We start from the raw sequence: 25,913 nt of genomic DNA on the forward strand, positions 1-25,913 counted from the left end.
GTTGACATATTGTCATTCAGTTTTCAATGTTCAAATTTTTTACTTACATTTTATTATTGTATCGAAATAAACAATCTGTGTCAATATTTTTTGGCTCAATTGACTTTGTTTAAATCAACAATCAATATGTTATATTGTTTTGTTCTAAAGTTCAATAGTCAAAATTACACTTTCTTAACATCGTATTAAAATTGTTAAGAAGCAACATTGCTATCTGTCGTATTTTGACGACTTTTTAATAATATCAATTAAAGACATCTACGTCAATTATTAATATCAGTAATTTTTGTTTACTTTTTCTTAAGAAGAGTATTAATCTAACCAAAATGTATAATAGCTATTTTTTTACAACTTGCTAAATTTGATATTATCCTCTTTTTAGAGCTTACTGTTAGTTGAAAGTATTAAATACTCGCACAAATTGAGTCATGTATAAATTTTATTCGTTTATTACGTGACGCTGGTTAAATAATACGAAAATTCTTTGGTTAATCAAGCTTTTAAATGTAAAGTCACATATAAATACGCCTTATTTGGGCGAGACACTTGAGGGAAAAGACAGGGTCCCCAACAATAAAAATGTGAAGCGTATTTCAGCAAGCAAAGTAAGTCGAATTCCCAAGCAAAGAAAAACTGACTAAAATAGTTTTTCTAACAAAGCAAGCTTGGCTTGCTGAATCCGTCACCTATGCAAGCGAACCAATAATACAAGTATTATTAACAAAGAAGCCAGTAAATGAAGTTACAAAACCCTCATTTACTGGCTAAATTTCTAGGATATTAGTCCCAGCTGTTCTATCTTTGTTAAAAGTCATTTTAATTATATATAACAACTACTTATGTGATAAACACTGCTCAGTTATCAGTTTGACCATTGAAAGTATTCATCAAGCTATTTTGTCCGCCATATATAAATCTTATTGATTGGTTTCACTTTCTTTACATTCTTTACAAATGCCATAGATTTCCATTCTATGATGCGTAACATCAAAATCTGTCACATGCTGCGCTAACTGTTCTACCTCATCTAGTTGTGGATAATGAAAGTCAACGATTTTTCCACATTTTTCACAAATAACATGGTAATGGTTGTGTGTATTAAAATCAAAACGACTAGAAGCATCACCATATGTTAGCTCTTTAACTAGACCTATATTTTTAAACACTCTTAAATTATTATATATCGTTGCAACACTGATATTAGGAAAATCTGGTGAAAGTGCTTGGTAAATTTCATCGGCAGTTGGATGTGTATGTGAAGAAATTAGATAACGAATGATAGCTTGTCTTTGAGGTGTAATTCGCACACCTGCTTTTCTCAGCTCTGTAATTGATTCTTCCAATTCATGATCAATTGATTCTATATCTGCACTCATAATTTCACCATCTTTCTATTTAATAATTATTATTACTTAATATTAATATAACTTTATATAGTTAAAAAAGTCAATTGTTTATCTCTTCTTCTAAGGTTAATACCCATTCTTAGCATTAACAGTATTCTCAATTAGTTTTCCATTATTGAGAAAATGATCTAAATTTCGTTCAAATATCTTTGTTGCATCTATTTTATTATTGTAATCATTGCCAGTAATGTGTGCAGTGATAGTTACATTATCTAAATCATATAATGGATGGTCAGCTGATAACGGCTCATGTTCGAAAACGTCTAAATATGCGTGTCTTATCAAATTATTCTCCATTACCTCTAACAAATCATTTTCTTTTATTATGGTTCCTCTGCCAACATTAATAAATAATGCATTATCTTTCATATACTCAAAATGTTTCTGCTTCAATAAATGATATGTTTCTTCAGTTTCGGGAAGCGTATTTATAATAATGTCAGCTTTGTTTATTACATTATATAATTCTGTGATTACGTAAATATCATCAAAGTAATCAACTAAACTATTTGATCGATTGATACCTATTATTTCAGGATTAAACGGTCTTAATAATTGTGCTGCTGCTTGCGCAATAGCACCTGTCCCTAGAAATAATATGGTTGAGCCACTAACTCTTTTACCAGTGATTGTAGAATCATATATATGATGGCGTTGATTATAATAAGATTTACGCATATTTTTATAATCATCCAAGATAAATGTAACAATATACTCGGCTAATTGTTTAGCTTGAACACCTCTTGTATTTGTCAGTTGAATGCCTCGTTGAAGTATATAGTTCAATGGAAGAGAATTAACCCCTGTTGCATACCAAGCAATCCATTTTAAATTGGGACAGCTTTCTAAAAAGGACTGATCTACTTGTCCATCATAGCCAATTAAGATGTCAATATTCTGTCGTTCCTCTTCTGGTATATCGGCTGCTTGTGCATAAAATTGAAATTCAATTTGTTGGTATTTATTAACTAAATGTTGCTCTAGTTTACCCAAGCGCTTCAATCCTACTACTTTCAACTTAATCACCCCAAAATATTTTTTAATTCAGCCATTTGATTTTTGACTTTAACCTTTTCAATAACATCTAATATGATACCTTGCTCATCAATAATAAACGTTGTTCTTACAATCCCCATACTTTCCTTTCCAAAAGATTTTTTTAACTGATAAACACCTACTTCTTTCGCAAGTTCATAGTCTTTATCTACGAGTAAATCAAAATTCAAATGATGTTTATTTATGAAATTACGGTGTTTTTGCTCACTATCTCCACTAATTCCAAATACTTGTATATCTAAATCATTAAAAAAAGCTAAATTGTCACGAAAATCACAAGCTTCTGTTGTACACGTTGGCGTATTATCTCTTGGGTAAAAATAAAGTACTGCCTTTTGACCTTTTAAATCTTTATTTGAAATGCTTACTCCATTCTGGTTTTTCAATGAAAAATGTGGGAAACGTTGTCCTTTTTCTAACATTTAATCACCTATTCTTTTTTTAGTTATTATTTATGATACGATATTAGTTGAAAATATTAAATTAAAAGAGGTTGATAGAACATGAAATTCACAGAAAGTGAACGACTTCAGAAGTTATCAAATGAATATATTTTAGGTGGCGTAAACTCACCTTCTCGTTCCTACAAAGCAGTAGGAGGTGGCGCACCAGTTGTAATGAAAGAAGGTCATGGCGCATATTTGTATGATGTAGATGGCAATAAATTCATTGATTATCTTCAAGCCTATGGACCAATTATCACTGGACATGCACATCCACATATTACTGAAGCTATACAGGATCAAGCTGCAAAAGGCGTGCTTTATGGTACACCTACAGAATTAGAGATTGAATTTAGTAAAAAATTACGTGAAGCTATTCCATCTCTTGAAAAAATACGTTTCGTTAATTCTGGCACTGAAGCTGTGATGACGACAATTCGTGTCGCTCGTGCTTACACTAAACGAGATAAAATAATTAAGTTTGCCGGTTCTTATCACGGTCATTCTGATCTCGTTTTAGTTGCTGCAGGAAGTGGCCCTTCTCAACTAGGTTCTCCTGATTCTGCTGGAGTGCCAGAGAGTGTTGCAAAAGAAGTTATAACCGTGCCCTTTAATGGCATTGATTCATATAAAGAAGCAATGTCGCATTGGGGTGATCAAATCGCTGCTGTATTAGTCGAACCAATTGTGGGTAATTTTGGTATGGTTGAACCGCAACCTGGCTTTTTAGAAGAAGTGAATAAAATCACACATGATTATGGAGCTTTAGTTATCTATGATGAGGTTATTACAGCATTTCGCTTCCATTATGGAGCCGCACAAGATTTACTTAACGTATATCCCGATTTAACTGCATTTGGTAAAATCATTGGTGGTGGGTTACCGATTGGAGGATACGGTGGTCGACAAGACATTATGGAACACGTCGCACCATTAGGACCGGCTTACCAAGCAGGTACAATGGCAGGGAATCCTTTATCAATGCGTGCAGGCATTGCTCTTTTGGAAGTTCTAGAACAAGATGGTGTTTATGATAGACTTGATCGTCTAGGTAAACGCTTAGAAGATGGCTTATTAAAACTCATCGATAAGCACGGTATCACAGCTACTATTAATCGTGTTTATGGTTCACTAACACTATATTTTACGAACGAAAAAATAACGCATTATGAGCAAGTTGAAAGATCAGATGGTGAAGCATTTGGTAAATTCTTCAAATTAATGCTTAATCAAGGTATTAATTTAGCTCCATCTAAATTTGAAGCATGGTTCCTAACTACTGAACATACTGAAGAAGATATTGACAAGACATTAGAAGCAGCTGATTATGCCTTTAGTCAAATGAAATAAACTTGAAAATTAATCCTCGTCAGTGTATAACATATATAACTCATATTTAATATATAAAAATAAAGGAGTATGACCTTTGAAGCTAGGAGCCCGTATCTTAAAGACAGGTATTGCCATAATACTTGCCCTATTCATCACTTCTTTTTTACCTAATGACGTTGGATTTAAATCTGTCGCTGGTATCAGTGCAGTTGTTGCAATGCAACCCAATATCCATCGTTCTGTTAAGACAATTTCTGAGCAAGCTATGGGAAACTTTATTGGTGCATTGCTGGCAGTCATAGTGGTAGTAGTTTTTGGTAAAAATATTGTTATTATGGGCATTACCGTTATCTTATTAATCGCTATTTTATATAAAATCAACTTGGCACACGTTGCTACACTTGCAAGTGTGACTGCCTTAATTATCATGGGACAACATACTGGTTCATTTTATGTGGCAGCTACTTTTAGATTTATATTAGTAATGATAGGTGTGTTAAGTGCATCAATAGTAAATCTTATTTTCTTACCACCAAAATTCGAAACTAAAATTTATCATTATTCCGTAAAATTAACATCTGACATTTTTGTATGGTTTAGATTGGTACTAAATGACACTTCAGATTATCATCAAATTAAACAAGATAATGATCAAATAAAAACACGCTTAAATAGACTTGAACAAATATATGATTATTATAATGAAGAACGACCACTTACAAAAAAACATGTATTTCAACAGAATAGAAAGAAAATCCTTTTCAAGGAAGTGGTTAGTACCACACGACAAGCGTATGAAGTGTTAAACCGAATGACACGGTATCAAAATGATTTGCATAATTTAAATTATAATTTAATCTTTCAAATTAAACTTGAAATTGATGCATTAATTGAATATCACGAACAAATTTTGCGTAGTTTATCGAAAAAGGCACGCTATAATATTGAGCATGTTGAAAATAATATTATTAATCCTCAAAAGAAAGATTTAATGCTCGCATTTCAACAGGAATTAATTCAAAACCCCTATCAAACAAAATATTCTTATTCTAATTTAATGCAGATTATCGCTGCGATTGAAGAGTATCGATATCATTTAGAACATCTAGATCGTCTCAGATTAAGCTATTTTACGTATCATCGTACTGATGCGGATATTGACATAGTTGATGAAGACTTTGATGTATAAATGAAGATACGTTTTAACTATTTAAATATTTTCTATTCAAAGAAAATGGCAATTTCTATTACAAATGTAGAAATTGCCATTTTTATTATCAACACATTATTCTTTAATTTTTACAGATCTTGAATGCTATATAAATGTTCATATGCACCTTGTCTTGCTATTAATTCTTGATGCGTACCAGTTTCTATAATTTCACCATTTTGTAATACAATGATTTTATCGGCATGTGTAATCGTTGATAAACGATGTGCCACGATCAATGTTGTACGATCTTTACTTAAAACATCAAGTGCGTCTTGTATAATAGCCTCGCTTTCAAGATCCAGTGCGCTCGTTGCTTCATCTAAGATTAATATTGGTGGATTATTTAAAAATATGCGTGCAATTGATAAGCGTTGCTTTTGCCCGCCGGATAGTTTAACACCGCGCTCACCAACCTCAGTGTCATATCCTTGTGGTAATTTAGAAATGAAATCATGTGCATTAGCCATTTTTGCAGCTTCAATAATTTCTGCTTCAGTAGCATCTGGACGCCCTAATAATATATTTTCACGTACTGAATCGGAAAATAGTATATTATCTTGCTGTACTAAACCAATTTGATTTCTTAAACTTCCCGTCAAAAAGTCCTTAACATTATGCCCATCTATAGTGATTTCGCCACCAGTGACATCATAAAATCTGGGAATTAAATTAATTAATGTAGATTTACCACCACCACTCATACCAACAAAAGCAACTGTTTCTCCGCGGTTAATGGACAAATTAATATCTTTTAATACCAAAGATTCATTGTCATTATATTTAAAACTTACATGTCTTAAATCAATATGCCCCTGTTTAATTTCAATTGGCTGAGCACCTCGGCCATTTTTAATATCATAATCTTCATCTATAAGTTGAAACACTCGGTCCATTGAAGCAAAACTTTGAGTTAGCGTGGTAAATGATGATACCAAACGACGTAAAGGTCCAAATAATTGTTCTAAGTAACCAACAAACGCTGCTAGTGTTCCTACTGTAATTGAACCATTAATAACTAGATAGGAACCTACACCAATCACTATGATAGGTCCCAAATCTGTGACGGTATTAATCGCTGCAAAAGAATAAGCATTCCATGACGTGTGTTTGAACGCTTTTTGTAAAAAATGAGTATTCTTTTTGTCAAAATTTTTCGCCTCATTATCTTCAATTGCAAAACTTTTTATCACTGACATGCCTTGTACACGTTCATGTAGAAAGCCTTGTACTTCTGCAAGCGCTTGTGATCGTACACGTGTTAAAGAACGCAATTTACCGAAGAAAAAGTAAACTGTCAAAATATAGAACGGAAATATCAAAATGGCTGCTAATGTTAATTTAACATCTAAAAAGAACATAATTGATAACGCAATAATAATCGTAATACAATCTAACCAAATATTCATTAGTCCTGTTAAAATAAAATCCTTGGTTTGTTCTACATCATTAATAACCCTTGAAATAACTTGACCCACTTGATTATTTGCATAAAATCGTGCGCTTAATGCCTGTAAATGATTGTATAATTGTTTTCTAATGTCATATAGAATCTTATTACTGGTCCACTGTGCTAAATATTGTCTTAAATATTCAATAGGTGGTCGCATAATAAGAAAAATAAAGAGTGCTATACCAATGGCAACACTTAGATGCATAACCTTTTGATGTGCTGTTAATGAATGATTATTAATCACACCATCAATCGCATATTTGATTAACAGCGGTATTAACATTGGTATACCAAATTTTATTATTCCAATGACAATCGTTGCAAATATACGATATTTATATGGCTTAACAAAATTTAAATATCGTCTAATCATAAGAATAACCCCCAACTTCCTTAAGTACCTAACTTGACTTTACCCTAACGCTAAAATTAGCATGAAATACAACAGAGGTTGATATGGCATCGCAAGATAAAAAATCAAGCTTTGCATTCAACCTCTGGCATGCAATATAATACACTTCATTGTGCTGTTTAAAACTTAAATGTCAATTTATTATTGAAGGCTTGAAAGTATTAAGCTTTTGTCATTGAATACTATAACCAATTTATTTTGGAATTACACATAATTTGCTTAATAATCTCGTACCTTTTTATAGCGTTGTTTCCAAACTTTTATAAAATCAGGTGCAAATGGCCCTTTCTTTTGCTCTATCCATTGCTGTAATATATCAACATTTCGGCGCAAAATCATATCGATATCATGTGGATAATTCATTTGATTCATATGTTGTTCATATTCATCTTCATCTAATAAATGATATTTCCCATTAGGATAAACTTTAATATCTAAATCATAATCGATATATTTAAGTGCTTCTTCATCACAAACAAAAGGTGATGATAAATTACAATAATAATAGATTCCATCCTCTCTAAACATACAAATAACATTGAACCAATATTCTGAATGGAAGTAAACAATAGCTGGTTCTCTCGTTATCCAAGTTCGACCATCACTTTCAGTAACGAGCGTGTGATCATTACCTCCAATAATGACATGGTCGGTTCCCTTGAGGATTGTCGTTTCTGACCAAACGCGATGAATATTGCCATCGTGTTTATAGCTTTGTATTTTTATTGTTTCTCCTTCTTTAGGTATGGATTCTTTAACCATACTCCACACCACCTTTTCATATTTTGCACTTTTGATTATATCATATTTTAAAAATTTAACTTAAGCTTTAACTGTCTTTTTTCAGCTATTCGTACTATTAAGTTTCTCCAATTATAAAGTCATAAATCTTTGACATTGATACTGGAAATGTATAATCATCACGGTTAGATAAATCTAACCACGTCATATATTTTGGAAGCTGAACCGCCGTTAAATTAACATCATGAACTACACTATAAACCTGTATATTCCATGTTAAATGTGTAAACTGATGTTTTAGTTGATAAATAGGCTCACCTGTAGCGGTGATAGACATACCAAGACGATTTGTTAGTTCTTGTTCCGCGTTATCAGCGTCAACCATTGGAAATTGCCACATACCGTTAAGTAGCTTCTCTTGACGTTTTTCTATAAGATAGTCTCCATGCTGATTACGAATTAAAAATACTTTTAGATTTATTATTTTCTTTTTTTTATTTTTGCTTTTTACTGGTAGATCTTGAATCGTACCTTGCTCAAAAGCTTCACAATGTGATTGTATAGGACAAAATAAGCATAATGGATTTTTAGGCGTACAAATAAGTGCACCCAGTTCCATCATTGCCTGATTAAATGTACCAGCATGCTCTTGTACATATGGTTCTAATTGGTTTTCATATGCTTTTCTAGTAGATTGTAGTTTAATATCACTATAATCATTATTAATTCTTGACCACACTCTAAAAACATTACCATCAACCGTAGGCAATGGATGATTAAAAGCGATACTCATCACTGCAGCTTTAGTATAAGGACCTACACCCTTCAACTTTTCAAAATGTTCAGGTTGTGATGGCACAATCCCTCGATACACTTGATGGACTTCTTTAATTGCAGAATGGAAATTTCGTGCTCGACTATAATAACCTAGCCCCTCCCAATATTTTAAAACCTCATCTTCATGCGCATCACTTAATTCTTTAATTGTTGGAAAGCGTTGTATAAAGCGATGATAATAATCTATAACCGTTTTCACTTGTGTTTGCTGTAACATAACTTCGCTCAACCAAATATAATATGGATCTGCAGTTTCTCTCCAAGGCAGTTCGCGTTGATTTTTATTAAACCAATCCTCTAAATGACGCTTAAATGTTCTTTCTCTATACAATGACATATACTCCTCTTGCATATTTTTTATTGCTCTACTCATTTAAATTAACTATAATGTAACTTCATTTCGTTATTCCAATTTTTAGATTATAATAAAATATAAATACCAAAGAAAAGAGTGAATGATATGGATACTGCCACACATATAGCTATCGGTGTAGGTTTGACTGCATTAGCTACACAAGATCCAGCAATGGCAGACACGTTTGCCGCTACTGCCACTACGATTATAGCCGGATCTTTAATACCAGATAGTGACACGGTGTTAAAGCTTAAAAGTAATTCCGCCTACATAACACATCATAGAGGCATCACACATTCTATCCCTTTTACAATTTTATGGCCAATCCTTATAACATTTATCATATTTGTTATCTTCAAACAAACAAATCCACTGCATGTATGGATGTGGGCACAATTAGCTGTCTTTTTACATGTCTTTGTAGATATATTTAACTCTTACGGTACACAAGCGTTACGCCCTATTACCAACAAATGGATACAATTAGGTGTTATTAACACATTCGACCCGATTATTTTCATCATTTTAGTTATAGGCATTATATTATGGATTATTGGAATACATCCTTATGCTATTTTTATTCCAATATTGTTCTTGTTAATTGGCTATTATATGATTCGTTTTAAAATGCAGTCAATCATCACTGAACAGGCTCTTAATCAAATTAGATCTAAACAGCACCCAGTAAAAATATTTGTTATTCCTACTTTAAAGTTTTTTGAATGGCGAGTAGCTATTCAAACAGAAACACATGATTATGTTGGGAGAGCTTATGGCAGAAATGTCGTATTTAGCGATAAAGTAGAGCGCCAACAATTCAAACCTGGAACTTTATTATGGCAAATAAAAGGCAATCCTGAAATACGTACATTTTTAAATTTTTCTTCGATTTATCGTTGGCAGATACGTCGCTTGGATGATGACACGACTGAGATACGACTCATTGATTTAAGATATTTAAATAATGACCACTACTCATTTGCTGCTATAGCGCATGTCAATAATCAACAGAAAATTGATTATTCTTATATCGGTTGGGTGTTTTCTGAAGAAAAATTACAGAAAAAACTATATTCATAATTTAAAAATGAAAGCCAATTGAAGTGTTAACTTTGTCACTATTGACGACACATCAAATTGGCTTTTTTATTATTTATGCGTTGCTAGCAAATGGTTAGTCTTTATTATTTTCATTATTAATCTTCGTCATGGGATAATGTTGATATTTTGTTTGTGCCATGTGACGGTGATACCAATAACTTAAAGTAAATATTAATACCAAAAATAATATAAAATAGATATGATATGGTAAATTACTTAAACTGGTAATTCCAAAAATAACGGATGTACTTACTCCATCAACTAAATAATATAGTGGGTTGAGCATTAGAATATGACCAAATATCGATAAAGTCGTTTTAGGTATGTATAAAATAGGAACCATAAAACAACTTAACAGTACACCTATCCAGTAGATCTTCATTACCAACTTTTGATACATAATACTTAATAAACCTAATAATTCAGCGATTAATATGATATTTAGACACCCTATTAACAAATAAAATATTAGTGCCCAAACTGATAATTCAATGTTCAAAGGTAAAAAAATGATTAAAATTAAGAACAGTAAAAATCCGACTAAAGTTCCCGCTAATCCATTCAATATTGTTGTCACAATAGGTGATAAACTAAATGATTTAGTAACCCAATAATCATTTTTATAATCCTTGAATGCTTTATATGTAGTATAAGTAAATACTATAAAATATAAGGCTGATGCTAATCTATAATACCATCGTATTCGAACAAGTTCTTCAATTGCCATCATTTTCATCCAACCTGCACTTGCTAGTATCATTATAATACCTGTAAGTAGCAAGAGCGCAAATCCTTTCCAACTTTCCAATAAACGTTTTATTGAATATTGGCAAAGTCGAGGAATATTTTTAATATAAATTATCCAATTATCTATCATTTTTTCACCTACAATTCAATAAATATCCATTTATTTTCTTTCATATCTGCAATTAAATAGCCACCATACGTCTTTGTTATCCAAATGTCTTTTGAAATATTAAATTCTTTCTTTAACTCATCTTTTTTAACTATTGGGAAGACAAATCCTTTAAGTTTATCGGTATCATTAAATAGCATTTCAATGGGTTGTTCAGTTATATCTACTACAAATCGATTTTCTTTGTCAGGAACCAAAGTTTTCTTCACTGTTTTATGTGATTTGTTTAAATGGCTATTGAAATAATCAACAAAATTGCCATAATTTGATTTCATGTATTTTGACATGGTTGTAAATTTATGTTCCTCATATAATGCAGCAGGATTAAAATATTCTAATTTATTTTTAGCCACATAATAATTCTTGTTATCAACTTTTACCCGATAATTTTTCGAATTTTCTCCAATAATTGTTAATAAGCTATATTTAGGTGCTGTTAATTCATTATTACCATGCAAATGAATTTTCCCATTCAGTGCTAATCCATATGCCAGCTTTTCTTCATATGGATCCACATTTTGGTTTTGAATTTTTGACTGACTAAGATTATTTGATAGTTGAATATTGCCAGTATTAGTAAATATTAATGCAAACATAACTACCATTCCCAATACTAAGCTTATAAGTATTGTCCAAAACTTCACTATGTATACTGGTGCTTGTGCATGTTTATAACGTTCAACACGTTTAAAATTGTAGGTCATTTCTGGAATTTGTGCTCGACTTTTTTTCCAATCGATATCAAAGTTTTCTATAGCTACTTCATCCTCTAATGATAGTCGATCACGTTCATGTTCCCGAAATTTAGGAATAACTTGATTAATTGAGCCTTCCATTCGCAGTTGTCCATGTGATATCCATGCAACATAATTACTAACCTGAATCACTTTATCAATGTCATCATCAATAATAATCATTGTTAAGTTATTATCAACATAGTCATTTGATAATTCTACAGCTTTTGGTAAATATGTTTCCGGTATATTCTCAATAATATGATTTAGAATAATGATTTCTGCTGCTGAAGCTCTAGCAATACTAACGATAAGTTGTGCATATTCAGCATGGGTTAATGTAAATACAGGTTGCTGCTGCTTTGTATCAAGGTGCGCATACTTTATAATTTGTGATACTTTATGGTCGCTTACCTCATAGGGGAAAAGTTTTACAATTGTATTAACATAATTAAAAACTGTTGCTTGTATTAAATGCTTATCTTTGATATCTCCAAAATAAAGCGTACCTGAACATATTACTTTTCCTTTGTCTGGTTTAACATCTCCAGCTAATATTCTTCCTATAAGCGATTTAGAAGATCCTGGCTCACCTATAATTGCTAGTGATTCGCCTTGATATAAATGTAACGAAATTTTATTTAAATTAATATCATTGGCTTCATATTGATATGGGTTAAACCAACGCTTTGCTTTTTTATTTCTAAAATAATGTGTAATATTAAGCATCTTCAATACAATTGAACTACTCATTTAATTCATCCTTCTATAATTTTAATAAGGCTAACGGCAAACCTTCTTCCGATTCAGCACTATTGATTCGAAATCCCCATGCAAATACACCTTTTAGCCGTTCAACTTTAAAAAACATACCACTACCATCATTTAATGGGTAAATTTTACCAATTTCTATTTTAGTGGAATCAATAAGATAACTCTCTGCGATAATCACTTTTGTTTGATACACATCGTATTCATTCATGATGCCGTTCATTTCAGCTTTTCGCATTTTTTCTTTATATAGTTGTATTTCATGTCTTAATTCTTGTTCTGACATTTCACTCATTTGTTTATTCATCAGAAATACCGCTTTCTTCTAAAGTTACTTTGATTTTATCATAATTATAACCTTTTCTCATAAGGGCTTCTATGGTTTTCATGACAAGCTGTTGTCCGTTGTAATTTTTTTGTTTTTTATTATAAACTTTTTCTAAATCTCGTTGCAATAATGCAGCTTCCACACTTTCATCTTGTTGAAAATCTAATTCTTGCAATACTTGCTTAATCGTTTCAATTGTATAACCTTTTTGTATTAGTGCTTGAGACACTTTCTGTTTAACTTTTGCTATAGGACCTTTTTTACTTTTCATCAATTTGTGTCCTACTTTTAAAATATCTTCAAAGGGTTGTTCTACCTCATAGCGCTGCGTAAAACGTTCTATAAGCTCCTCTTCAATTCCAACTTGATATAGCTTTTGTTTAAACACTTCTGGCCCCTTATCAGTTGTCCGAATCATCGTATTTTTTAAACTTTCCGCATAATCTTCATGATTAATAAACTTTTCTTTGTAGCAATAATCAATGATTTGATCTATAGCAGTTTCATTGATATCACTTTTAACTAGCTGCTGTCTCACTTCTTTTTCAGTACGTTTTTTAAATGATAAATAGTGCAGTGCAATATGAATTCCAAAGCGATAATGATCGTATTTTTGTATGTCTTCCATTTGTTTAGCATCAATCATTTGATTTTTTTTAAGATTAAATTTAACAAGTGTATCCATATCAATGCCCATTTCAAATACACCATCTAAATATAAATTGAACCGCTCTTTATTCTTCCTCTGCACTTCAATTTTAGTAACTTTTGGCATTGTATCCCTCCAAATGACTAATTTAACTAATCGCATATTCTAACATCTATATTTTATTACACAGAACAAGTTTATGTAACTATAATCTCTTAAAATCTTTGCTTACTCATCATTAATGCTGAACCATGCTGGACATCATCCACAAACAAAAGCACAAAGACGATTTTTAATTTCAGATCGTCTTTGTGCTTCTTTTATAATTAATGCTATATGGGCACTTCAATTTTAACCTGTTACATTTTGTCCGAATCTGGCTTGTAACTTAATACTGATTTAGCTGTGTTAATGCTTCTTGATATTGATTGTTAGAAATAAAATCCTGTTGTTTCATTTTTTCAAGGTTTATTTTAACTCTGTTTTTAAAATTCGTAGACATATCATTAATATCATATACACTTGGTGCATTGACTTTACTTGCTAAAATAGCACTTTGTAATACTGTTATATGCGGCAAATTGTTATTGTTTACGTTTGTAGTTACTCCAAAGTAATGATTAGCTGCGCCTTCTATTGTATATTGGTCGCTACCAAAATAAATATTATTCAAATAAAAACTTAGTATTTGATTCTTACTATATTGTTTTTCAACTTTATGAGCAACAAACAATTCTTTAATTTTACGTGTAAACGAGCGTTCATTATCGTAATAATAGTTTTTGACTGTTTGCTGCGTAATTGTGCTTCCACCTTGCACATCCCGTTCTCCAATCGTCGAGAATAAAGCTCTTACTGTACCTTTAATGTCAAAACCATGATGTTTATAGAAACGCTCATCTTCCATAGAAATAAATGCACCTCGAACATATTCTGGCATATGTTGCGCAGAGACAAAATTACTTTTCTTTTCTATCGACTGTAAATCATCTACATTTGCTCTAGAGGATAAGAAAAACATTAGTCCTAAAAATAAAATAATGATGATGATTAAGAAGATAAACAATCGTAAAAAAAGTCGTTTACTTTTTTTCTTTTTAGGTGGTTTGCCCACAGGTTGATAATACGTATTAAAATGTGGTTCATTTTGACGTTGATTATAATCCCTGGGGGCATTGGCATATTTTTCACTTCTTTTCATGCACTAGCTCCCTTTCTAAACTCACTTGTTACTGTGAGTTTACCAGTAGTTGGCAATATAAGCTATACTATTAGTGAAAAATCAGTCCCAAGGTGGAGCGTTCTTATCATTAAAAACAAAAAAAGCATTTAAATTAAAAGCCAAGTGAATGACTTCTAAATTTAAATGCAAATGAACAGTCAAATGTTCTGAAGACTTATACTTATATTTAAAATGCTGATTATCTTCAACTTACAAGCTTAATCTTCTAATAGTTTAACAATTTCTCTATTAAAATCGTCTAAGTCATCTGGTGTACGACTTGTAACAATATTTTTGTCAACGACTACAGATTCATCAACAACATTTGCGCCTGCATTTGACAAATCTTTACGCACATTTAAAACAGCTGTTACAGTTCGACCTTTTAAATCGTCAGTATCAATTAAAATCTGTGGTCCATGACAAATTGCGAATGCTGGAACATCATTTTTAGTAAAGTATTTTGCGAATGTACCATAACGGCCTTCTGTGTTACCACGTAAATAATCTGGTGAGAATCCTCCAGGAATTAATAACGCATCATAATCTTCTGGATTGGCATCTGCAATGCTCACATCCACTGTGACTTTTTCCCCATGTTTACCTACAACTTCACTATTCGCTGTATCACTAATAATAACAGTTTCAAATCCTGCATTTTCAATAGCTTCTTTAGGACTTGTTAGCTCTATATCCTCAAATTCATTGGTAACTATAATTGCTACTTTCTTAGTCATAAAATAAATCACCTTTCTATCTAAATTATTATATTTAGTATATAGACAAGTTGATTCATAATTAAACATCGTCATTTTGATTTAAAAGAACTTGATAATTCAAATCATTCACCTTTGTGATGCACTTGCAGTATAAACTTAAATCTACACATCTAACTTTTAATGCCCGACTTGTTTAACCTTTTCTTCTAATTGATCTAAGAGCCCAATCCATTCATCGATATCTCTTATACTTACGTCGTTTGGATCTACGTGATCAATATCATCAATGAATTTAGACAAACGTTTTTTAATTTGGTCAATGGTTTTTTGTTCATTCATTTGTCATGAAATCTCCTTTAAATTGTTTTAATAATGATATTATTATCCTAACAGAATTTGACAAAAAGCGATATAATCTTAATAATGTTTACTGTACTTTCAAGCACATAGTAAAGAATTCACTTTAGGAGTAATAGTCATGATAACAACAAATAAACAACCTATTTCAATCCAAAATGATCCCTGGGAAACTTATAACGATATTGAATCATATGGCCACTTAGCGCTTAGTAATATTGAATTTACAACAACAAATCTATGCAATATGCGATGTAGCCATTGCGCTGTAGGTTATACATTACAAACGAAAGATCCCGAATCATTGCCGATGGATTTGATTTATCGCCGTTTAGATGAAATCCCTCATCTTCGCACTATGTCCATCACAGGCGGCGAACCTATGTTTTCTAAAAAATCAATTAAAAATGTAGTAAAGCCATTACTCAAATATGCATATAATCGTGGCATCTATACTCAAATGAATTCAAATTTAACTTTGCCACAAGACCGTTACTTAGAAGTTGCCGAATACATTGATGTCATGCACATTTCTCACAACTGGGGAACAATTCAGGAATTTACAGATGTCGGCTTTGGTGCAATGGTAAAACAACCACCTTTAAAAGCAAAGTTAAAACTTTATGAGCAGATGCTTGACAATGCTCGTACACTGTCTGAACAAGGTATGTTTGTTTCGGCAGAGACAATGTTAAATCAAAGTACATTGCCGTATTTAAATAAAATACATAATGAAATCGTGACGGAAATGAAATGTCAACGTCATGAAGTTCATCCAATGTATCCTTCCGACTTTGCTAGTCAACTAAATGTGTTATCTTTAGCAGAAATGAAACAAGCTATCAATTATTTATTAGATATCCGTCATGATGATGTATGGATGTTATTTGGTACTTTGCCAATTTATCCTTGTATCAATGACGAAGATGATCAACTACTTCTCGACCGATTACGAAATGCTAAAAACGTAACTATGCGAAATGATCCTGATGGTCGAAGTCGTTTAAATGTCAATGTTTTTACTGGCAATGTCATCGTGACAGACTTTGGTGATGAAAATGGTACAATATCTAATATTAAAAATGATAAGTTAGTAGATGTCTTTGATAAATGGTTAGACAGTGAATTAGCAAAATCTTTAAATTGTCATTGTGAAGCTTTTAACTGTTTAGGGCCTAATGTTTTAGTGAAAAATATGTATTATCCAAATACTGATTTTAGAAAAAATGAAATTGCTATGCACAGTCAAAATATTTATAGCTAAAATATACAAAAGCCTGGAATAACTTTTGTGGAAAAATTAGGGGGCGGGTCAGAATTCATGATGAATTCGTAGTCCCGCCCCGGCAAGGTTGACTAGGATTGAATAAAGATTGGTATAAGCGTATTTTCAATCCAGTCTGCTACTGCCAATACATATAGTTCATAGACCAAAACATACTTATGTCCCAAACTCTTCTCTGTATGCAATACTTTCTACGATTGACTCGCCTACTTAGGAAACAACTTTAGCCATCCCAACTTGCTTTGAATGCCTTTGGTGTTTCAATTTTAATTTGATATATTGATGACCCAAACTGTTATTTACTCTTCAATATTTTGTACGTCAGATAAAAAGTTAATCGTTCTTTTACTTTCCTCTCGTCGATCTTTGCGACGTTTTACGCGTTGTGGTGCTGTTTCATGAAACCATTTTTCAACACGTGTTTCAGGATAGACTTGCGGCACTTTAATCGGCTTCCCATTGTCATCTAAGGCAACAAACGTAAGAAAACTTAACGCTGCTAAATGACGTTCATTATGCAATACATCATCAATAATAATTTGCACACAAACCTCCATAGAACTGTGCCCAGCATAGGTTACCATTGCTTCGTATGAAGTAATATCACCCGTTTTAATTGGGCGTAAAAAGTCAACAGAATCTGTCGAAGCAGTGACTACTTGTGCATGACTGTGTTTCATTGCCGTTATAGCCGCTATTTCATCAATATTTGCCATCAATGATCCACCAAAAAGCGTATGTAAATGATTTGTGTCTTGCGGAAAGACTTGTTTTGAGTTAACGCTTTTTGATTCAGACATTGATTTTCTTTCTGGTTGTTCACTCATGCTAACAATCCCCTTTTGTATTTAATAAGTAGACTATGCCCAATTACCATTTTTAAAGACCAGCTCTTTACTACCGTCTTCTAAAATACCATAAATGGTTAAGTCAGAACTTCCGATCATAAAATCAACATGGACGTTAGAATCGTTTAAGCCATGCGCTATTTGTTCATCTGTAGACATTTCCGTACCACCCTTAAGATTAAATGCATACGCCGAACCAATCGCTAAATGACAAGAAGCATTCTCGTCAAATAATGTATTATAGAAAATCGTATTGCGATTAGAAATTGGAGAATCATCTGGAACTAATGCTACTTCCCCTAGTCGTTTTGATCCTTCATCGGTATTTATTAAGTCGCGGAGTACGTCCTCACCTTGTTCAGCTTTTATATCAACAATGACGCCTTCTTTAAATGTTAAAGTAAAATTATCAATAATCGTACCATTATAGCTCAACGGTAATTTATTAGTAACATAGCCATTCACTCTATTACGATCAGGTGCCGTAAACACCTCTTCCGTAGGTATATTGGCTATAAAAGCTTGTCCATTACCATTGACATAGCTGGTAGCATCTTCCCAAATATGTCCATTTGGAAGCCCGACTTCTAGGTCTGTACCTTTAGATATATAGTGTAACGCTTTGTATTGTTTACGCTGTAATTTATCTGCATGAACACTTAAATTTTTCACATGTTCCTGCCAATTTTTAATAGGATCATTGCCGTCTATGCGAACAATATCAAAGACTTCATCAATAAATTTGTTGTAGGCCTCTTCTATGCTTAAATCTGGATATACGCGATGCGCCCATGCTTTAGAAGGAAATGCTGCTACCACCCATGGAAATTGATTTTTTTGACTTGCTTCCATGTAACCTTTAAACGCTTTACTATATTCTATTTGGTTTGCTTTTAATTTGTCAGAGTCAATCCCATTTAACAAATCTGGGTCTCCCGAAAGTAAGGCTAGATTTGCTGCTCCGCGTTGTACATAATCCATTCTTTCGTCCACATCATAAGCTTTTAATTCTGTATTTTTAAAATAATCTACAGACTCATGCTCAAATTTAAGTCTGGTTAATGTTGGATCTGTGTATACAACTCGCACATCTGATGCACCTAATAAATATGCTTCTTCAACTATCAAATGTGTTAACTCTAACGCTTCAACTGATGAGCGAATAAAAACGGGTTGTTGTGGTTGAATATTCATACCAACTTTTACTATTAATTGGGCATATTGTCGTAATTTTTGTTGATAATTACTCACGTTGTATTCCTCCTAGTTATGACGTAAATTACCTAATTCATCTGCAATAGCTGTAACTTCGCTCGGTGAAAATGTGTCTTTCGACATTACAAAGCGATGCATATCTGCTATATCATCTTGATTTGCATTTTTAAATTTTTCAGGATTAATTAATGCAGGGTTCACTATATTGAGTTTATTTCTTATTTCTTCAATCATAACCTCATTTGGCTTCGACACTTCACTCACCTCTTTATGATTAATATTCTTTTAAAATATCACATTTTCAAAAACTTTTATAGGAATTAGCCAATTTATACTTTTTTATTGTTTCAATTATCGATAAAATGGGCATATAGAGAATATGCTTGGAGGAATTCAAATGATAGAGGTAGCATTTGTATGTCTCGGAAATATTTGTCGGTCACCTATGGCTGAAGCAATCATGAGACAACGGTTAAAAGATAGAGACATATCTGGTATCACAGTTCATTCTAGAGGTACTGGAAAATGGAATCTTGGTGAGCCCCCACATGAAGGGACACAAAAGATTTTGACACAACATCATATTCCATTTGATAGTATGATTAGTGAATTATTTGAACCTCATGATGACTTTGATTATATTATTGCGATGGATCAGAGTAATGTTGATAATATTAAACAAATCAACCCAAATATCAAAGGACAATTGTTCAAACTATTAGATTTTAGTAACATGAAAGAGACAGATGTACCTGATCCATATTATACAAATAATTTCGAAGGCGTGTATGACATGGTACAATCATCTTGTGATAATTTAATTAACTACATCATTAAAGATGCAAACTTGAAAGAGAGGTAATTCCTAATGGAAAACAAATTTATTCCTGGTATTTTAATTGGCGCTATCGTTGGTGGTGCTGCAACACTAGCTGACAAATCAACACGTCAATCATTAGCTCAATCAATCAAAGATTTAAAAGAAGGTAATCGTTCACGCAAACCTTCTAAGTTTAATACTATTAAAGATGAAATATTATATTGGAAAGACACAATTGATGAGATTCGTCGTAATAATCCTGAATTAGAAAAATCAATTATGGATGCTAAAGATACCCTTGTAGATCGCAAAAATAAACGTCTTGGTAAGTAATAATTGGCTTTCTATGTGACTGATGTGTTTTAACTTGATGATAGAATTTACATGGTCACATTAGACAACTACAATGAAATTTGTGCCATATATCTTACACTAATTGAAGACTTAAAGGGGCGGGAAATCAAAGTCGAGATGACTTTTGTCCCGCTCTCTTATTTATAATTATAATTAACGTCTTTACAAAAAGGAGTTTGTCATGGCAAAAAAAGAGAAATCGAGTTCAAACTATCTTAATTCGATTAAAGAGATGCAAGATAAGCATGAACATAAAAGCGATAAAATTAATGTTGATCGTACATACGTAGAACCACAAGAATTCCAATCGAAAGACCCTAAAAAAAGCAATCAAGTATTATTTATTTCAAGACTTAATAAACCTGCAAAATATACTAAAAAACCAAATTTTATTTCTTATCTTATCTATCGTATAGGTAAAGATGATGCTTCTGGCTTAGCAGCACAGATGACATATCATTTTGTATTGGCACTATTCCCAATGCTTATCTTTTTATTAACTTTACTACCATTATTTCAAATTGACCCTCAACAGGTTAAAGATATGGTTAGTCAAAATGCACCTTCAGAAACTGCAAGTGTCGTATCAAAAATTTTCAATGATATTACAAAAAATGCCAGTGGTAGTATTTTATCAGTAGGTTTAATATTGACAATTTGGTCAGCATCTAACGGAATGACCGCCATTATGAATTCATTTAATGTGGCTTATGATGTTGAAGATGGACGTAATCCAATTGTTCTTAAATTATTAAGTGTTGTCTTTACAGTTGTTATGGGTCTTGTATTAGCTGTAGCACTGACATTACCTACTTTTGGTACATTTATTAAAGACCATTTATTTGGAGCTATTGGCTTAGATAAGCAAGTAGCATGGATTTTTGATTTAATTCGCGTAATTTTACCTTTTATTATCATATTATTGCTGTTTATAACATTATATTCAGTAGCGCCAAATGTTAAAACAAAAATAAAATCTGTTTTCCCAGGGGCACTATTCACTTCAATTATTTGGTTATTAGGTTCATTTGGTTTCGGTTGGTATTTATCTAACTTTGGCAATTATTCAAAAACATACGGCAGCTTAGCAGGTATTATCATTTTGCTTCTTTGGTTATACATCACATGCTTTATCATCATCATTGGCGCAGAAATCAATGCTATTATTCATCAGCGTCATGTAATTAAAGGTAAAACACCTGAAGAAGCTGCATTGGAACATGACGATAACAATCAGAATCATTATAATGAAAATACGACTTACGAATACAATGACGAGACTTCAACAGCCAAAGAAACAAATTATGAAGTAGATAAAAATGCTGAAGCGTTAGAAGATGAAGATAAGGAATCGATTAAAGATGTTATTATCGATAAATTTACTTCTAATGATAAAAATTCAAAAAATTAATTATTTCATTTAACGTAAGCTATTTAGCTAGTAATCTAAAGAAGCCGAATTATGTTGTTAAAAGCATAATTCGGCTTCTTTAATTGACGCTATTGTAATTCTATATCTCTATGTTTATCAATATTTAGAAATATCGAATATATCATCTAACTTTGCCTATCGTTTTCACTGCTTATTGAATAAGATTATGCTGAAATGCATAGATTACTGCTTGTGTACGGTCTTGTACTTCTAATTTGCTTAAAATATTACTCACATGTGTTTTAACTGTTTTAATAGTAATGTGTGATGCGCTTGCGATTTCTTGATTAGAATATCCTTTAGCAATTAACAGTAAAATTTCCATTTCTCGTTCTGTTAACATTTCATATAGCTCTGCACGTTTTTTCATTCTATTTCGCATTTTTACCAGAACTTCCGGTTCAAATACAGATTCTCCATGATATGTTTTGCGCACTGCTTCAGCGATATCTTTAGCGCTTGTTGTTTTTAAAATATAGCTGTCAACACCAGCGTCTAACGCTCTATATACTTCTTTATCCTCAATAAAGCTAGTCAGCATTACAACTTTAATATGAGGCATCTCTTTCTTGATTTGCGTTGTCGCTTCGACGCCATCCATGTCTTCCATTAATAAATCCATCAAGATTAAATCTGGCTTTAATTCTTGTGCTTTAGCTATTGCCTCTTTACCAGAAGCACCTTCACCTACAACTTCAAGGTCTGGCTGAGTAGATAAATAACTAGAAATTCCTATTCTTACCATTTCATGGTCATCTACAAATAGTACTTTAATTGTCATGTGAATCCTCCTTGTTTAACGGTGCTTTAACCTCTATTCTTGTTCCAGAATCAGGCAATGATACAATATGAAATGTTGCACCTATTTCTAACGCACGTTCGCGCATATTTTTCAAGCCATAACTTTGTTCGACTTTATCATCAACATTAAATCCAATGCCATTATCTTGTATTCTTAATAATAAATAATCTGCTTTATTAAATAATTCTACAGTAACTTTAGTTCCTTTTGAATGTCTTAAAGTATTAGAGATGGCTTCTTGAGTAATTCTAAACAAATGATCTTCTAAACCTTTAGGCACTTTAAATTCTTCAATATCGTGAACCACTTTCATCGGTACTTTTTTCTGTAAATCGATGACTAAATCTTTAATACCTTCACCCAACGACTTGTCCTTTAAACCAATTGGTCTTAGATGTAATAAGAGTGCTCTCATTTCAAGTTGTGAATCTTGCACCATTTTTTCTAAAACTGGAATTTGTTGATCTAAAGGTGGTTCTAGCTCTGTTTCTTTAATTGCAGATAACATCATACTGGCTGCAAATAATTGCTGGCTCACTGAATCATGTAATTCTCGAGCTAGACGTTGACGTTCGTCTTCAATTATTTTTTTCACTTTTACATCATTTAAATTATAATTTTCATTTGTTAAGTTTTGTGTTTTCATTCTTAATCGGTGTAACTCTTGATTTAAGGGAACTAATGTATGATATAAATCAATTGTTTCATTATACAATTCTATATTTTGATCATTTATACCAACTGTTTCCCCTTCTATTGCATGCTCTACTTGTGTTTTGATCCAATCATTTTGTTGATTGATTTTAAAAGCTAATATAGAGCCCACAATAATACATAATAAAATAATAACCAAATTTAAGAAAAGGAATACTGGTATTCCAAATATTTGTGTATAAAACATGCCTTGAAAGTAAATGATATTAACGAATACTTTATCAATAAACAGAAAAGCAATCATTAAGCTATACACTAGTATCAACATTGAGCCGATTGCTCGAATATAGTGGTTCATCGATAAATCACCTCAACGTCACCAATAAAAGTTGAAACATATATATTTACATTATAGTTCTCTTCTTTTAGTTTTTCTTCAATTTGGACGTGATTATTTTCTACTTTATAAGATTGTTGATTCATATAGGCATTACCGTAAAACGCTGTCATGTGTAAATTGACATTATAGTTCAGTGGAACAATCAGTTGTACTTTTCCTAATAAATGACGCACGACAATCGTATTATTTTCTTTAATATTGGCTGCTTTTGTCAAATCAATATGAACGTCGCCAACTCCATGTTGAATTTGTACATCTTCCCATTTATAAACATAAACAGGTGTACGTTGTTCACCAAACCATTTTTGTTTAATAAACTGTGGTGAAGTCACTTCTTGCTCTGAAGCAACAATTGATAATGGTTTAAATTTAAAAACTAAATACCGAATAATCAATATCACTAAGAAAATAAACAATATAATTATTGTATATTTATTAGATAATAAAGTAAACGCTATTAATAATGCTCCAATCCAAAATGCTAATAGCCCTCTTACTTTGTGAAAATAAAGGTAGCCTACATACACTAAAATACAGCCTAAAAGTAAAACGAAAAGAAAGCCAATTTTTTCGAAAAATATATAATAAAAATTGGCTATAATCATTAAAGCTGTAAAAATAATTAATAACTCGGTTGATATATATTTACGTGTCATGGTTCGCCTCCTGAACAACTCAATTTAAGCAACATGACAAATTTGTTGCACGAGATGACATTCTTTTTCAGTAATAATGCATTCTTTAGATTGTTGTGTTAAATCGGCCTCAATTTTAGCACAATAAGCTTCAAATTGATCCAATCGTGCTTTAATCGCTTGAATTTCACCATCATTAATTTCTTCTGCACACCGAATATTACAAACATGCAATATATCAATATATTTATTTTCTAACGTTGATGTCAAGCTGTCAATTAACTTTAATAAATGTGCTCTTTTTTCATTTAAGTATGCAATATAGTCTTCTATATTTTTTAATTTCGTATCTAAAATAAGTTTATATTCGTCGATACTTTCTTTAACAATATCTTTTAAAAATTTTTGTAAGTATATATCCATATATGTCATAGAACCACCTCGTTATCGATTAGTTCTATTGTAAAATAAATCCGAAGCCCAAATAATAGGCTTCGGAACCATTTTAATATCATACTTTAGCCGTATAAGATTAATTTTATGTAATACTTTACATCTTACTTATCAATTTTAGTCGTTAACAATGGCCCATCTTTTGTCACTATGACAGTATGTTCAATTTGAGCTACAAAACTTTTATCGCTTGTTTCAAATGCCCATTCATTTTTTCCTTCTGTGACAAATGTAGCATTTGAAGAAATAAATGGTTCCACTGCAATAACGACACCTTCTTTAAGAAGCGTTTTATCTTTTGGATCATAGTAATTCATAACATGATTTGGCGCTTCATGCAATGATAGACCCACTCCATGCCCAGTTAAATTCTTAATTACTGTTAAATCATTTTTACGGGCAGTAGCATGTACAGCTTTACCAATATTGCTTAATTTAGTGCCTGGCTTAACCTTTTTCATCGCATTTTCAAACGCCATAATAGCAACATCACATACCTTTTGTTTCATAGGATTGTCCGCTTCTCCCACTACAAATGATATACCTGTATCTGCGTAATAACCATTTTTCAATGCAGATACATCAATATTTACTAAATCACCTTCGCGGATAATACGCTTACCTGGAATACCATGGGCAACTTCTTCATTTACACTAATACATGTTTGTCCAGGAAAATTTTCATCGTGTATGGGTGCAGAAATAGCACCATACTCTTCAAATAATTCTTTAGCAATATTATCTAATTCTTTTGTTGTAATTCCAGGTTTAGTAGCCTCTTGCATAGTATCTCTTACTTTAGCGCAGATATATCCTATCTCTTTTAAGGCTTGTAATTCTTCTTCTGTTTTAACAATCATATTATCCCGTTCCTTTTTTAATGATATTATATCTTATTATACCAAAAATTTTTTGATATACTAATTGAGAACATTAATTTCTACATAATAGAAGTTTAAGTATCACACTGATA

At 31.9% G+C, this 25,913-nt stretch carries 28 protein-coding genes; 7 read left to right on the forward strand and 21 right to left on the reverse strand.

What is annotated here, in order from left to right; genetic code table 11:
- Nucleotides 1-917 precede the first annotated feature (917 nt).
- The 3 genes from perR to bcp form a co-directional block, all read right to left on the reverse strand.
- Nucleotides 918-1,376, reverse strand: coding sequence for a peroxide-responsive transcriptional repressor PerR (gene perR / locus HMPREF2864_RS03925; RefSeq protein WP_002461305.1), 459 nt, complete (start codon nt 1,374-1,376; stop codon nt 918-920).
- A 96-nt stretch (nt 1,377-1,472) separates the two neighbouring features.
- On the reverse strand, nt 1,473-2,423 hold the full coding sequence (locus HMPREF2864_RS03930; protein ID WP_037543600.1) for an NAD(P)-dependent oxidoreductase: 951 nt from the start codon (nt 2,421-2,423) through the stop codon (nt 1,473-1,475).
- Nucleotides 2,424-2,428: 5 nt separating this feature from the next.
- Nucleotides 2,429-2,884 carry a thioredoxin-dependent thiol peroxidase gene (gene bcp, locus HMPREF2864_RS03935; protein ID WP_002461308.1) on the reverse strand — a complete coding sequence of 152 codons (456 nt, stop codon included), beginning with the start codon at nt 2,882-2,884 and terminating at the stop codon, nt 2,429-2,431.
- Between the two features lie 81 nt (nt 2,885-2,965).
- Here bcp and HMPREF2864_RS03940 point away from each other — a divergent pair, with 81 nt between their 5' ends.
- Both HMPREF2864_RS03940 and HMPREF2864_RS03945 read left to right on the forward strand, forming a co-directional pair.
- Nucleotides 2,966-4,255: a glutamate-1-semialdehyde 2,1-aminomutase gene (locus tag HMPREF2864_RS03940; protein ID WP_070544711.1), complete on the forward strand. Its 1,290-nt coding sequence runs from the start codon at nt 2,966-2,968 to the stop codon at nt 4,253-4,255.
- Nucleotides 4,256-4,331: 76 nt separating this feature from the next.
- A complete protein-coding gene (locus HMPREF2864_RS03945) occupies nt 4,332-5,426 on the forward strand; it encodes an FUSC family protein (RefSeq protein WP_002477970.1) in 1,095 nt (364 codons plus the stop codon).
- A gap of 110 nt (nt 5,427-5,536) precedes the next feature.
- Here the strand turns inward: HMPREF2864_RS03945 and HMPREF2864_RS03950 are convergent, their stop codons facing one another.
- The 3 genes from HMPREF2864_RS03950 to mutY form a co-directional block, all read right to left on the reverse strand.
- Nucleotides 5,537-7,273: an ABC transporter ATP-binding protein gene (locus HMPREF2864_RS03950; RefSeq protein WP_070544712.1), complete on the reverse strand. Its 1,737-nt coding sequence runs from the start codon at nt 7,271-7,273 to the stop codon at nt 5,537-5,539.
- 258 nt (nt 7,274-7,531) lie between these two features.
- On the reverse strand, nt 7,532-8,074 hold the full coding sequence (locus tag HMPREF2864_RS03955) for a nucleoside tri-diphosphate phosphatase (protein ID WP_002461312.1): 543 nt from the start codon (nt 8,072-8,074) through the stop codon (nt 7,532-7,534).
- Between the two features lie 97 nt (nt 8,075-8,171).
- Nucleotides 8,172-9,221: an A/G-specific adenine glycosylase gene (gene mutY, locus HMPREF2864_RS03960; RefSeq protein ID WP_012990801.1), complete on the reverse strand. Its 1,050-nt coding sequence runs from the start codon at nt 9,219-9,221 to the stop codon at nt 8,172-8,174.
- Nucleotides 9,222-9,350: 129 nt separating this feature from the next.
- Here mutY and HMPREF2864_RS03965 point away from each other — a divergent pair, with 129 nt between their 5' ends.
- Complete coding sequence (locus HMPREF2864_RS03965) at nt 9,351-10,325, forward strand: metal-dependent hydrolase (RefSeq protein WP_012990800.1); 975 nt, start codon at nt 9,351-9,353, stop codon at nt 10,323-10,325.
- Between the two features lie 94 nt (nt 10,326-10,419).
- Here HMPREF2864_RS03965 and HMPREF2864_RS03970 read toward each other — a convergent pair whose 3' ends face one another.
- The 7 genes from HMPREF2864_RS03970 to HMPREF2864_RS12025 form a co-directional block, all read right to left on the reverse strand.
- The gene (locus HMPREF2864_RS03970) at nt 10,420-11,223 is read right to left on the reverse strand and encodes a hypothetical protein (protein WP_002461316.1); all 804 of its coding nucleotides are present in this window, start codon (nt 11,221-11,223) and stop codon (nt 10,420-10,422) included.
- Between the two features lie 8 nt (nt 11,224-11,231).
- Complete coding sequence (locus tag HMPREF2864_RS03975; RefSeq protein ID WP_002461317.1) at nt 11,232-12,749, reverse strand: ATP-binding cassette domain-containing protein; 1,518 nt, start codon at nt 12,747-12,749, stop codon at nt 11,232-11,234.
- Between the two features lie 13 nt (nt 12,750-12,762).
- On the reverse strand, nt 12,763-13,074 hold the full coding sequence (locus HMPREF2864_RS03980) for a YfhH family protein (RefSeq protein ID WP_002461319.1): 312 nt from the start codon (nt 13,072-13,074) through the stop codon (nt 12,763-12,765).
- Entirely contained in the window at nt 13,067-13,870 is an 804-nt protein-coding gene (gene recX, locus HMPREF2864_RS03985) for a recombination regulator RecX (protein WP_070544713.1), read from the reverse strand. The genes HMPREF2864_RS03980 and recX overlap by 8 nt, the downstream gene beginning before the upstream one ends.
- 262 nt (nt 13,871-14,132) lie before the next feature.
- Nucleotides 14,133-14,945 carry a monofunctional peptidoglycan glycosyltransferase SgtB gene (gene sgtB / locus HMPREF2864_RS03990; protein WP_002461321.1) on the reverse strand — a complete coding sequence of 271 codons (813 nt, stop codon included), beginning with the start codon at nt 14,943-14,945 and terminating at the stop codon, nt 14,133-14,135.
- A gap of 239 nt (nt 14,946-15,184) precedes the next feature.
- Nucleotides 15,185-15,703: a type 1 glutamine amidotransferase domain-containing protein gene (locus HMPREF2864_RS03995; RefSeq protein ID WP_070544714.1), complete on the reverse strand. Its 519-nt coding sequence runs from the start codon at nt 15,701-15,703 to the stop codon at nt 15,185-15,187.
- A gap of 159 nt (nt 15,704-15,862) precedes the next feature.
- Nucleotides 15,863-16,024 carry an SE1561 family protein gene (locus HMPREF2864_RS12025; RefSeq protein WP_002461323.1) on the reverse strand — a complete coding sequence of 54 codons (162 nt, stop codon included), beginning with the start codon at nt 16,022-16,024 and terminating at the stop codon, nt 15,863-15,865.
- A gap of 139 nt (nt 16,025-16,163) precedes the next feature.
- Between HMPREF2864_RS12025 and yfkAB the strand changes: the two genes are divergently transcribed.
- Nucleotides 16,164-17,306: a radical SAM/CxCxxxxC motif protein YfkAB gene (gene yfkAB / locus HMPREF2864_RS04000; RefSeq protein WP_002461324.1), complete on the forward strand. Its 1,143-nt coding sequence runs from the start codon at nt 16,164-16,166 to the stop codon at nt 17,304-17,306.
- Nucleotides 17,307-17,626: 320 nt separating this feature from the next.
- Here the strand turns inward: yfkAB and HMPREF2864_RS04005 are convergent, their stop codons facing one another.
- The 3 genes from HMPREF2864_RS04005 to HMPREF2864_RS04015 are packed head-to-tail and all read right to left on the reverse strand — an operon-like array spanning nt 17,627 to nt 19,624.
- Nucleotides 17,627-18,154, reverse strand: a complete 528-nt coding sequence (locus tag HMPREF2864_RS04005) for an acyl-CoA thioesterase (RefSeq protein WP_002461325.1) — start codon at nt 18,152-18,154, stop codon at nt 17,627-17,629.
- A 33-nt stretch (nt 18,155-18,187) separates the two neighbouring features.
- On the reverse strand, nt 18,188-19,426 hold the full coding sequence (locus HMPREF2864_RS04010) for an aminopeptidase (protein WP_002477963.1): 1,239 nt from the start codon (nt 19,424-19,426) through the stop codon (nt 18,188-18,190).
- A 12-nt stretch (nt 19,427-19,438) separates the two neighbouring features.
- Entirely contained in the window at nt 19,439-19,624 is a 186-nt protein-coding gene (locus tag HMPREF2864_RS04015; RefSeq protein ID WP_002492715.1) for a DUF1128 domain-containing protein, read from the reverse strand.
- Between the two features lie 163 nt (nt 19,625-19,787).
- On the opposite strand from HMPREF2864_RS04015, the gene HMPREF2864_RS04020 reads away from it, so the two are divergent.
- The 3 genes from HMPREF2864_RS04020 to HMPREF2864_RS04030 all read left to right on the forward strand — a co-directional run bounded on the left by HMPREF2864_RS04020 (nt 19,788) and on the right by HMPREF2864_RS04030 (nt 21,975).
- A complete protein-coding gene (locus tag HMPREF2864_RS04020; protein WP_070544715.1) occupies nt 19,788-20,252 on the forward strand; it encodes a low molecular weight protein-tyrosine-phosphatase in 465 nt (154 codons plus the stop codon).
- 6 nt (nt 20,253-20,258) lie between these two features.
- A complete protein-coding gene (locus HMPREF2864_RS04025) occupies nt 20,259-20,543 on the forward strand; it encodes a YtxH domain-containing protein (RefSeq protein WP_002461330.1) in 285 nt (94 codons plus the stop codon).
- Nucleotides 20,544-20,745: 202 nt separating this feature from the next.
- Nucleotides 20,746-21,975, forward strand: coding sequence for a YihY/virulence factor BrkB family protein (locus tag HMPREF2864_RS04030; protein WP_070544716.1), 1,230 nt, complete (start codon nt 20,746-20,748; stop codon nt 21,973-21,975).
- Nucleotides 21,976-22,147: 172 nt separating this feature from the next.
- Here HMPREF2864_RS04030 and vraR read toward each other — a convergent pair whose 3' ends face one another.
- The 5 genes from vraR to map all read right to left on the reverse strand — a co-directional run bounded on the left by vraR (nt 22,148) and on the right by map (nt 25,800).
- Nucleotides 22,148-22,777: a response regulator transcription factor VraR gene (vraR, locus tag HMPREF2864_RS04035; protein ID WP_002461333.1), complete on the reverse strand. Its 630-nt coding sequence runs from the start codon at nt 22,775-22,777 to the stop codon at nt 22,148-22,150.
- Nucleotides 22,767-23,810 (reverse strand): sensor histidine kinase VraS, encoded by a 1,044-nt coding sequence (locus HMPREF2864_RS04040; protein ID WP_002461334.1) that lies wholly within the window; start codon nt 23,808-23,810, stop codon nt 22,767-22,769. The genes vraR and HMPREF2864_RS04040 overlap by 11 nt, the downstream gene beginning before the upstream one ends.
- Nucleotides 23,807-24,508 (reverse strand): cell wall-active antibiotics response protein VraT, encoded by a 702-nt coding sequence (liaF, locus tag HMPREF2864_RS04045; protein ID WP_002461335.1) that lies wholly within the window; start codon nt 24,506-24,508, stop codon nt 23,807-23,809. The genes HMPREF2864_RS04040 and liaF overlap by 4 nt, the downstream gene beginning before the upstream one ends.
- Before the next feature lie 24 nt (nt 24,509-24,532).
- Entirely contained in the window at nt 24,533-24,919 is a 387-nt protein-coding gene (locus HMPREF2864_RS04050; RefSeq protein WP_070544718.1) for a hypothetical protein, read from the reverse strand.
- A 125-nt stretch (nt 24,920-25,044) separates the two neighbouring features.
- Nucleotides 25,045-25,800: a type I methionyl aminopeptidase gene (gene map, locus HMPREF2864_RS04055; RefSeq protein ID WP_002461338.1), complete on the reverse strand. Its 756-nt coding sequence runs from the start codon at nt 25,798-25,800 to the stop codon at nt 25,045-25,047.
- Nucleotides 25,801-25,913 lie beyond the last annotated feature (113 nt).

Origin of the sequence: Staphylococcus sp. HMSC059F04 (assembly GCF_001812565.1) — a bacterium.
GTDB classification, from domain to species: Bacteria; Bacillota; Bacilli; order Staphylococcales; family Staphylococcaceae; genus Staphylococcus; species Staphylococcus lugdunensis.

Coding starts and splice junctions, on each gene's coding strand:
- perR (WP_002461305.1), bottom strand. CDS start 1,376: ATGAGTGCAGATATAGAATCAATTGATCATGAATTGGAAGAATCAATT.
- bcp (WP_002461308.1), bottom strand. CDS start 2,884: ATGTTAGAAAAAGGACAACGTTTCCCACATTTTTCATTGAAAAACCAG.
- HMPREF2864_RS03940 (WP_070544711.1), top strand. CDS start 2,966: ATGAAATTCACAGAAAGTGAACGACTTCAGAAGTTATCAAATGAATAT.
- HMPREF2864_RS03950 (WP_070544712.1), bottom strand. CDS start 7,273: ATGATTAGACGATATTTAAATTTTGTTAAGCCATATAAATATCGTATA.
- HMPREF2864_RS03955 (WP_002461312.1), bottom strand. CDS start 8,074: ATGGTTAAAGAATCCATACCTAAAGAAGGAGAAACAATAAAAATACAA.
- HMPREF2864_RS03965 (WP_012990800.1), top strand. CDS start 9,351: ATGGATACTGCCACACATATAGCTATCGGTGTAGGTTTGACTGCATTA.
- HMPREF2864_RS03970 (WP_002461316.1), bottom strand. CDS start 11,223: ATGATAGATAATTGGATAATTTATATTAAAAATATTCCTCGACTTTGC.
- HMPREF2864_RS03975 (WP_002461317.1), bottom strand. CDS start 12,749: ATGAGTAGTTCAATTGTATTGAAGATGCTTAATATTACACATTATTTT.
- HMPREF2864_RS03980 (WP_002461319.1), bottom strand. CDS start 13,074: ATGAATAAACAAATGAGTGAAATGTCAGAACAAGAATTAAGACATGAA.
- recX (WP_070544713.1), bottom strand. CDS start 13,870: ATGCCAAAAGTTACTAAAATTGAAGTGCAGAGGAAGAATAAAGAGCGG.
- sgtB (WP_002461321.1), bottom strand. CDS start 14,945: ATGAAAAGAAGTGAAAAATATGCCAATGCCCCCAGGGATTATAATCAA.
- HMPREF2864_RS03995 (WP_070544714.1), bottom strand. CDS start 15,703: ATGACTAAGAAAGTAGCAATTATAGTTACCAATGAATTTGAGGATATA.
- HMPREF2864_RS12025 (WP_002461323.1), bottom strand. CDS start 16,024: ATGAATGAACAAAAAACCATTGACCAAATTAAAAAACGTTTGTCTAAA.
- yfkAB (WP_002461324.1), top strand. CDS start 16,164: ATGATAACAACAAATAAACAACCTATTTCAATCCAAAATGATCCCTGG.
- HMPREF2864_RS04005 (WP_002461325.1), bottom strand. CDS start 18,154: ATGAGTGAACAACCAGAAAGAAAATCAATGTCTGAATCAAAAAGCGTT.
- HMPREF2864_RS04015 (WP_002492715.1), bottom strand. CDS start 19,624: ATGATTGAAGAAATAAGAAATAAACTCAATATAGTGAACCCTGCATTA.
- HMPREF2864_RS04020 (WP_070544715.1), top strand. CDS start 19,788: ATGATAGAGGTAGCATTTGTATGTCTCGGAAATATTTGTCGGTCACCT.
- HMPREF2864_RS04025 (WP_002461330.1), top strand. CDS start 20,259: ATGGAAAACAAATTTATTCCTGGTATTTTAATTGGCGCTATCGTTGGT.
- HMPREF2864_RS04030 (WP_070544716.1), top strand. CDS start 20,746: ATGGCAAAAAAAGAGAAATCGAGTTCAAACTATCTTAATTCGATTAAA.
- vraR (WP_002461333.1), bottom strand. CDS start 22,777: ATGACAATTAAAGTACTATTTGTAGATGACCATGAAATGGTAAGAATA.
- HMPREF2864_RS04040 (WP_002461334.1), bottom strand. CDS start 23,810: ATGAACCACTATATTCGAGCAATCGGCTCAATGTTGATACTAGTGTAT.
- liaF (WP_002461335.1), bottom strand. CDS start 24,508: ATGACACGTAAATATATATCAACCGAGTTATTAATTATTTTTACAGCT.
- HMPREF2864_RS04050 (WP_070544718.1), bottom strand. CDS start 24,919: ATGACATATATGGATATATACTTACAAAAATTTTTAAAAGATATTGTT.
- map (WP_002461338.1), bottom strand. CDS start 25,800: ATGATTGTTAAAACAGAAGAAGAATTACAAGCCTTAAAAGAGATAGGA.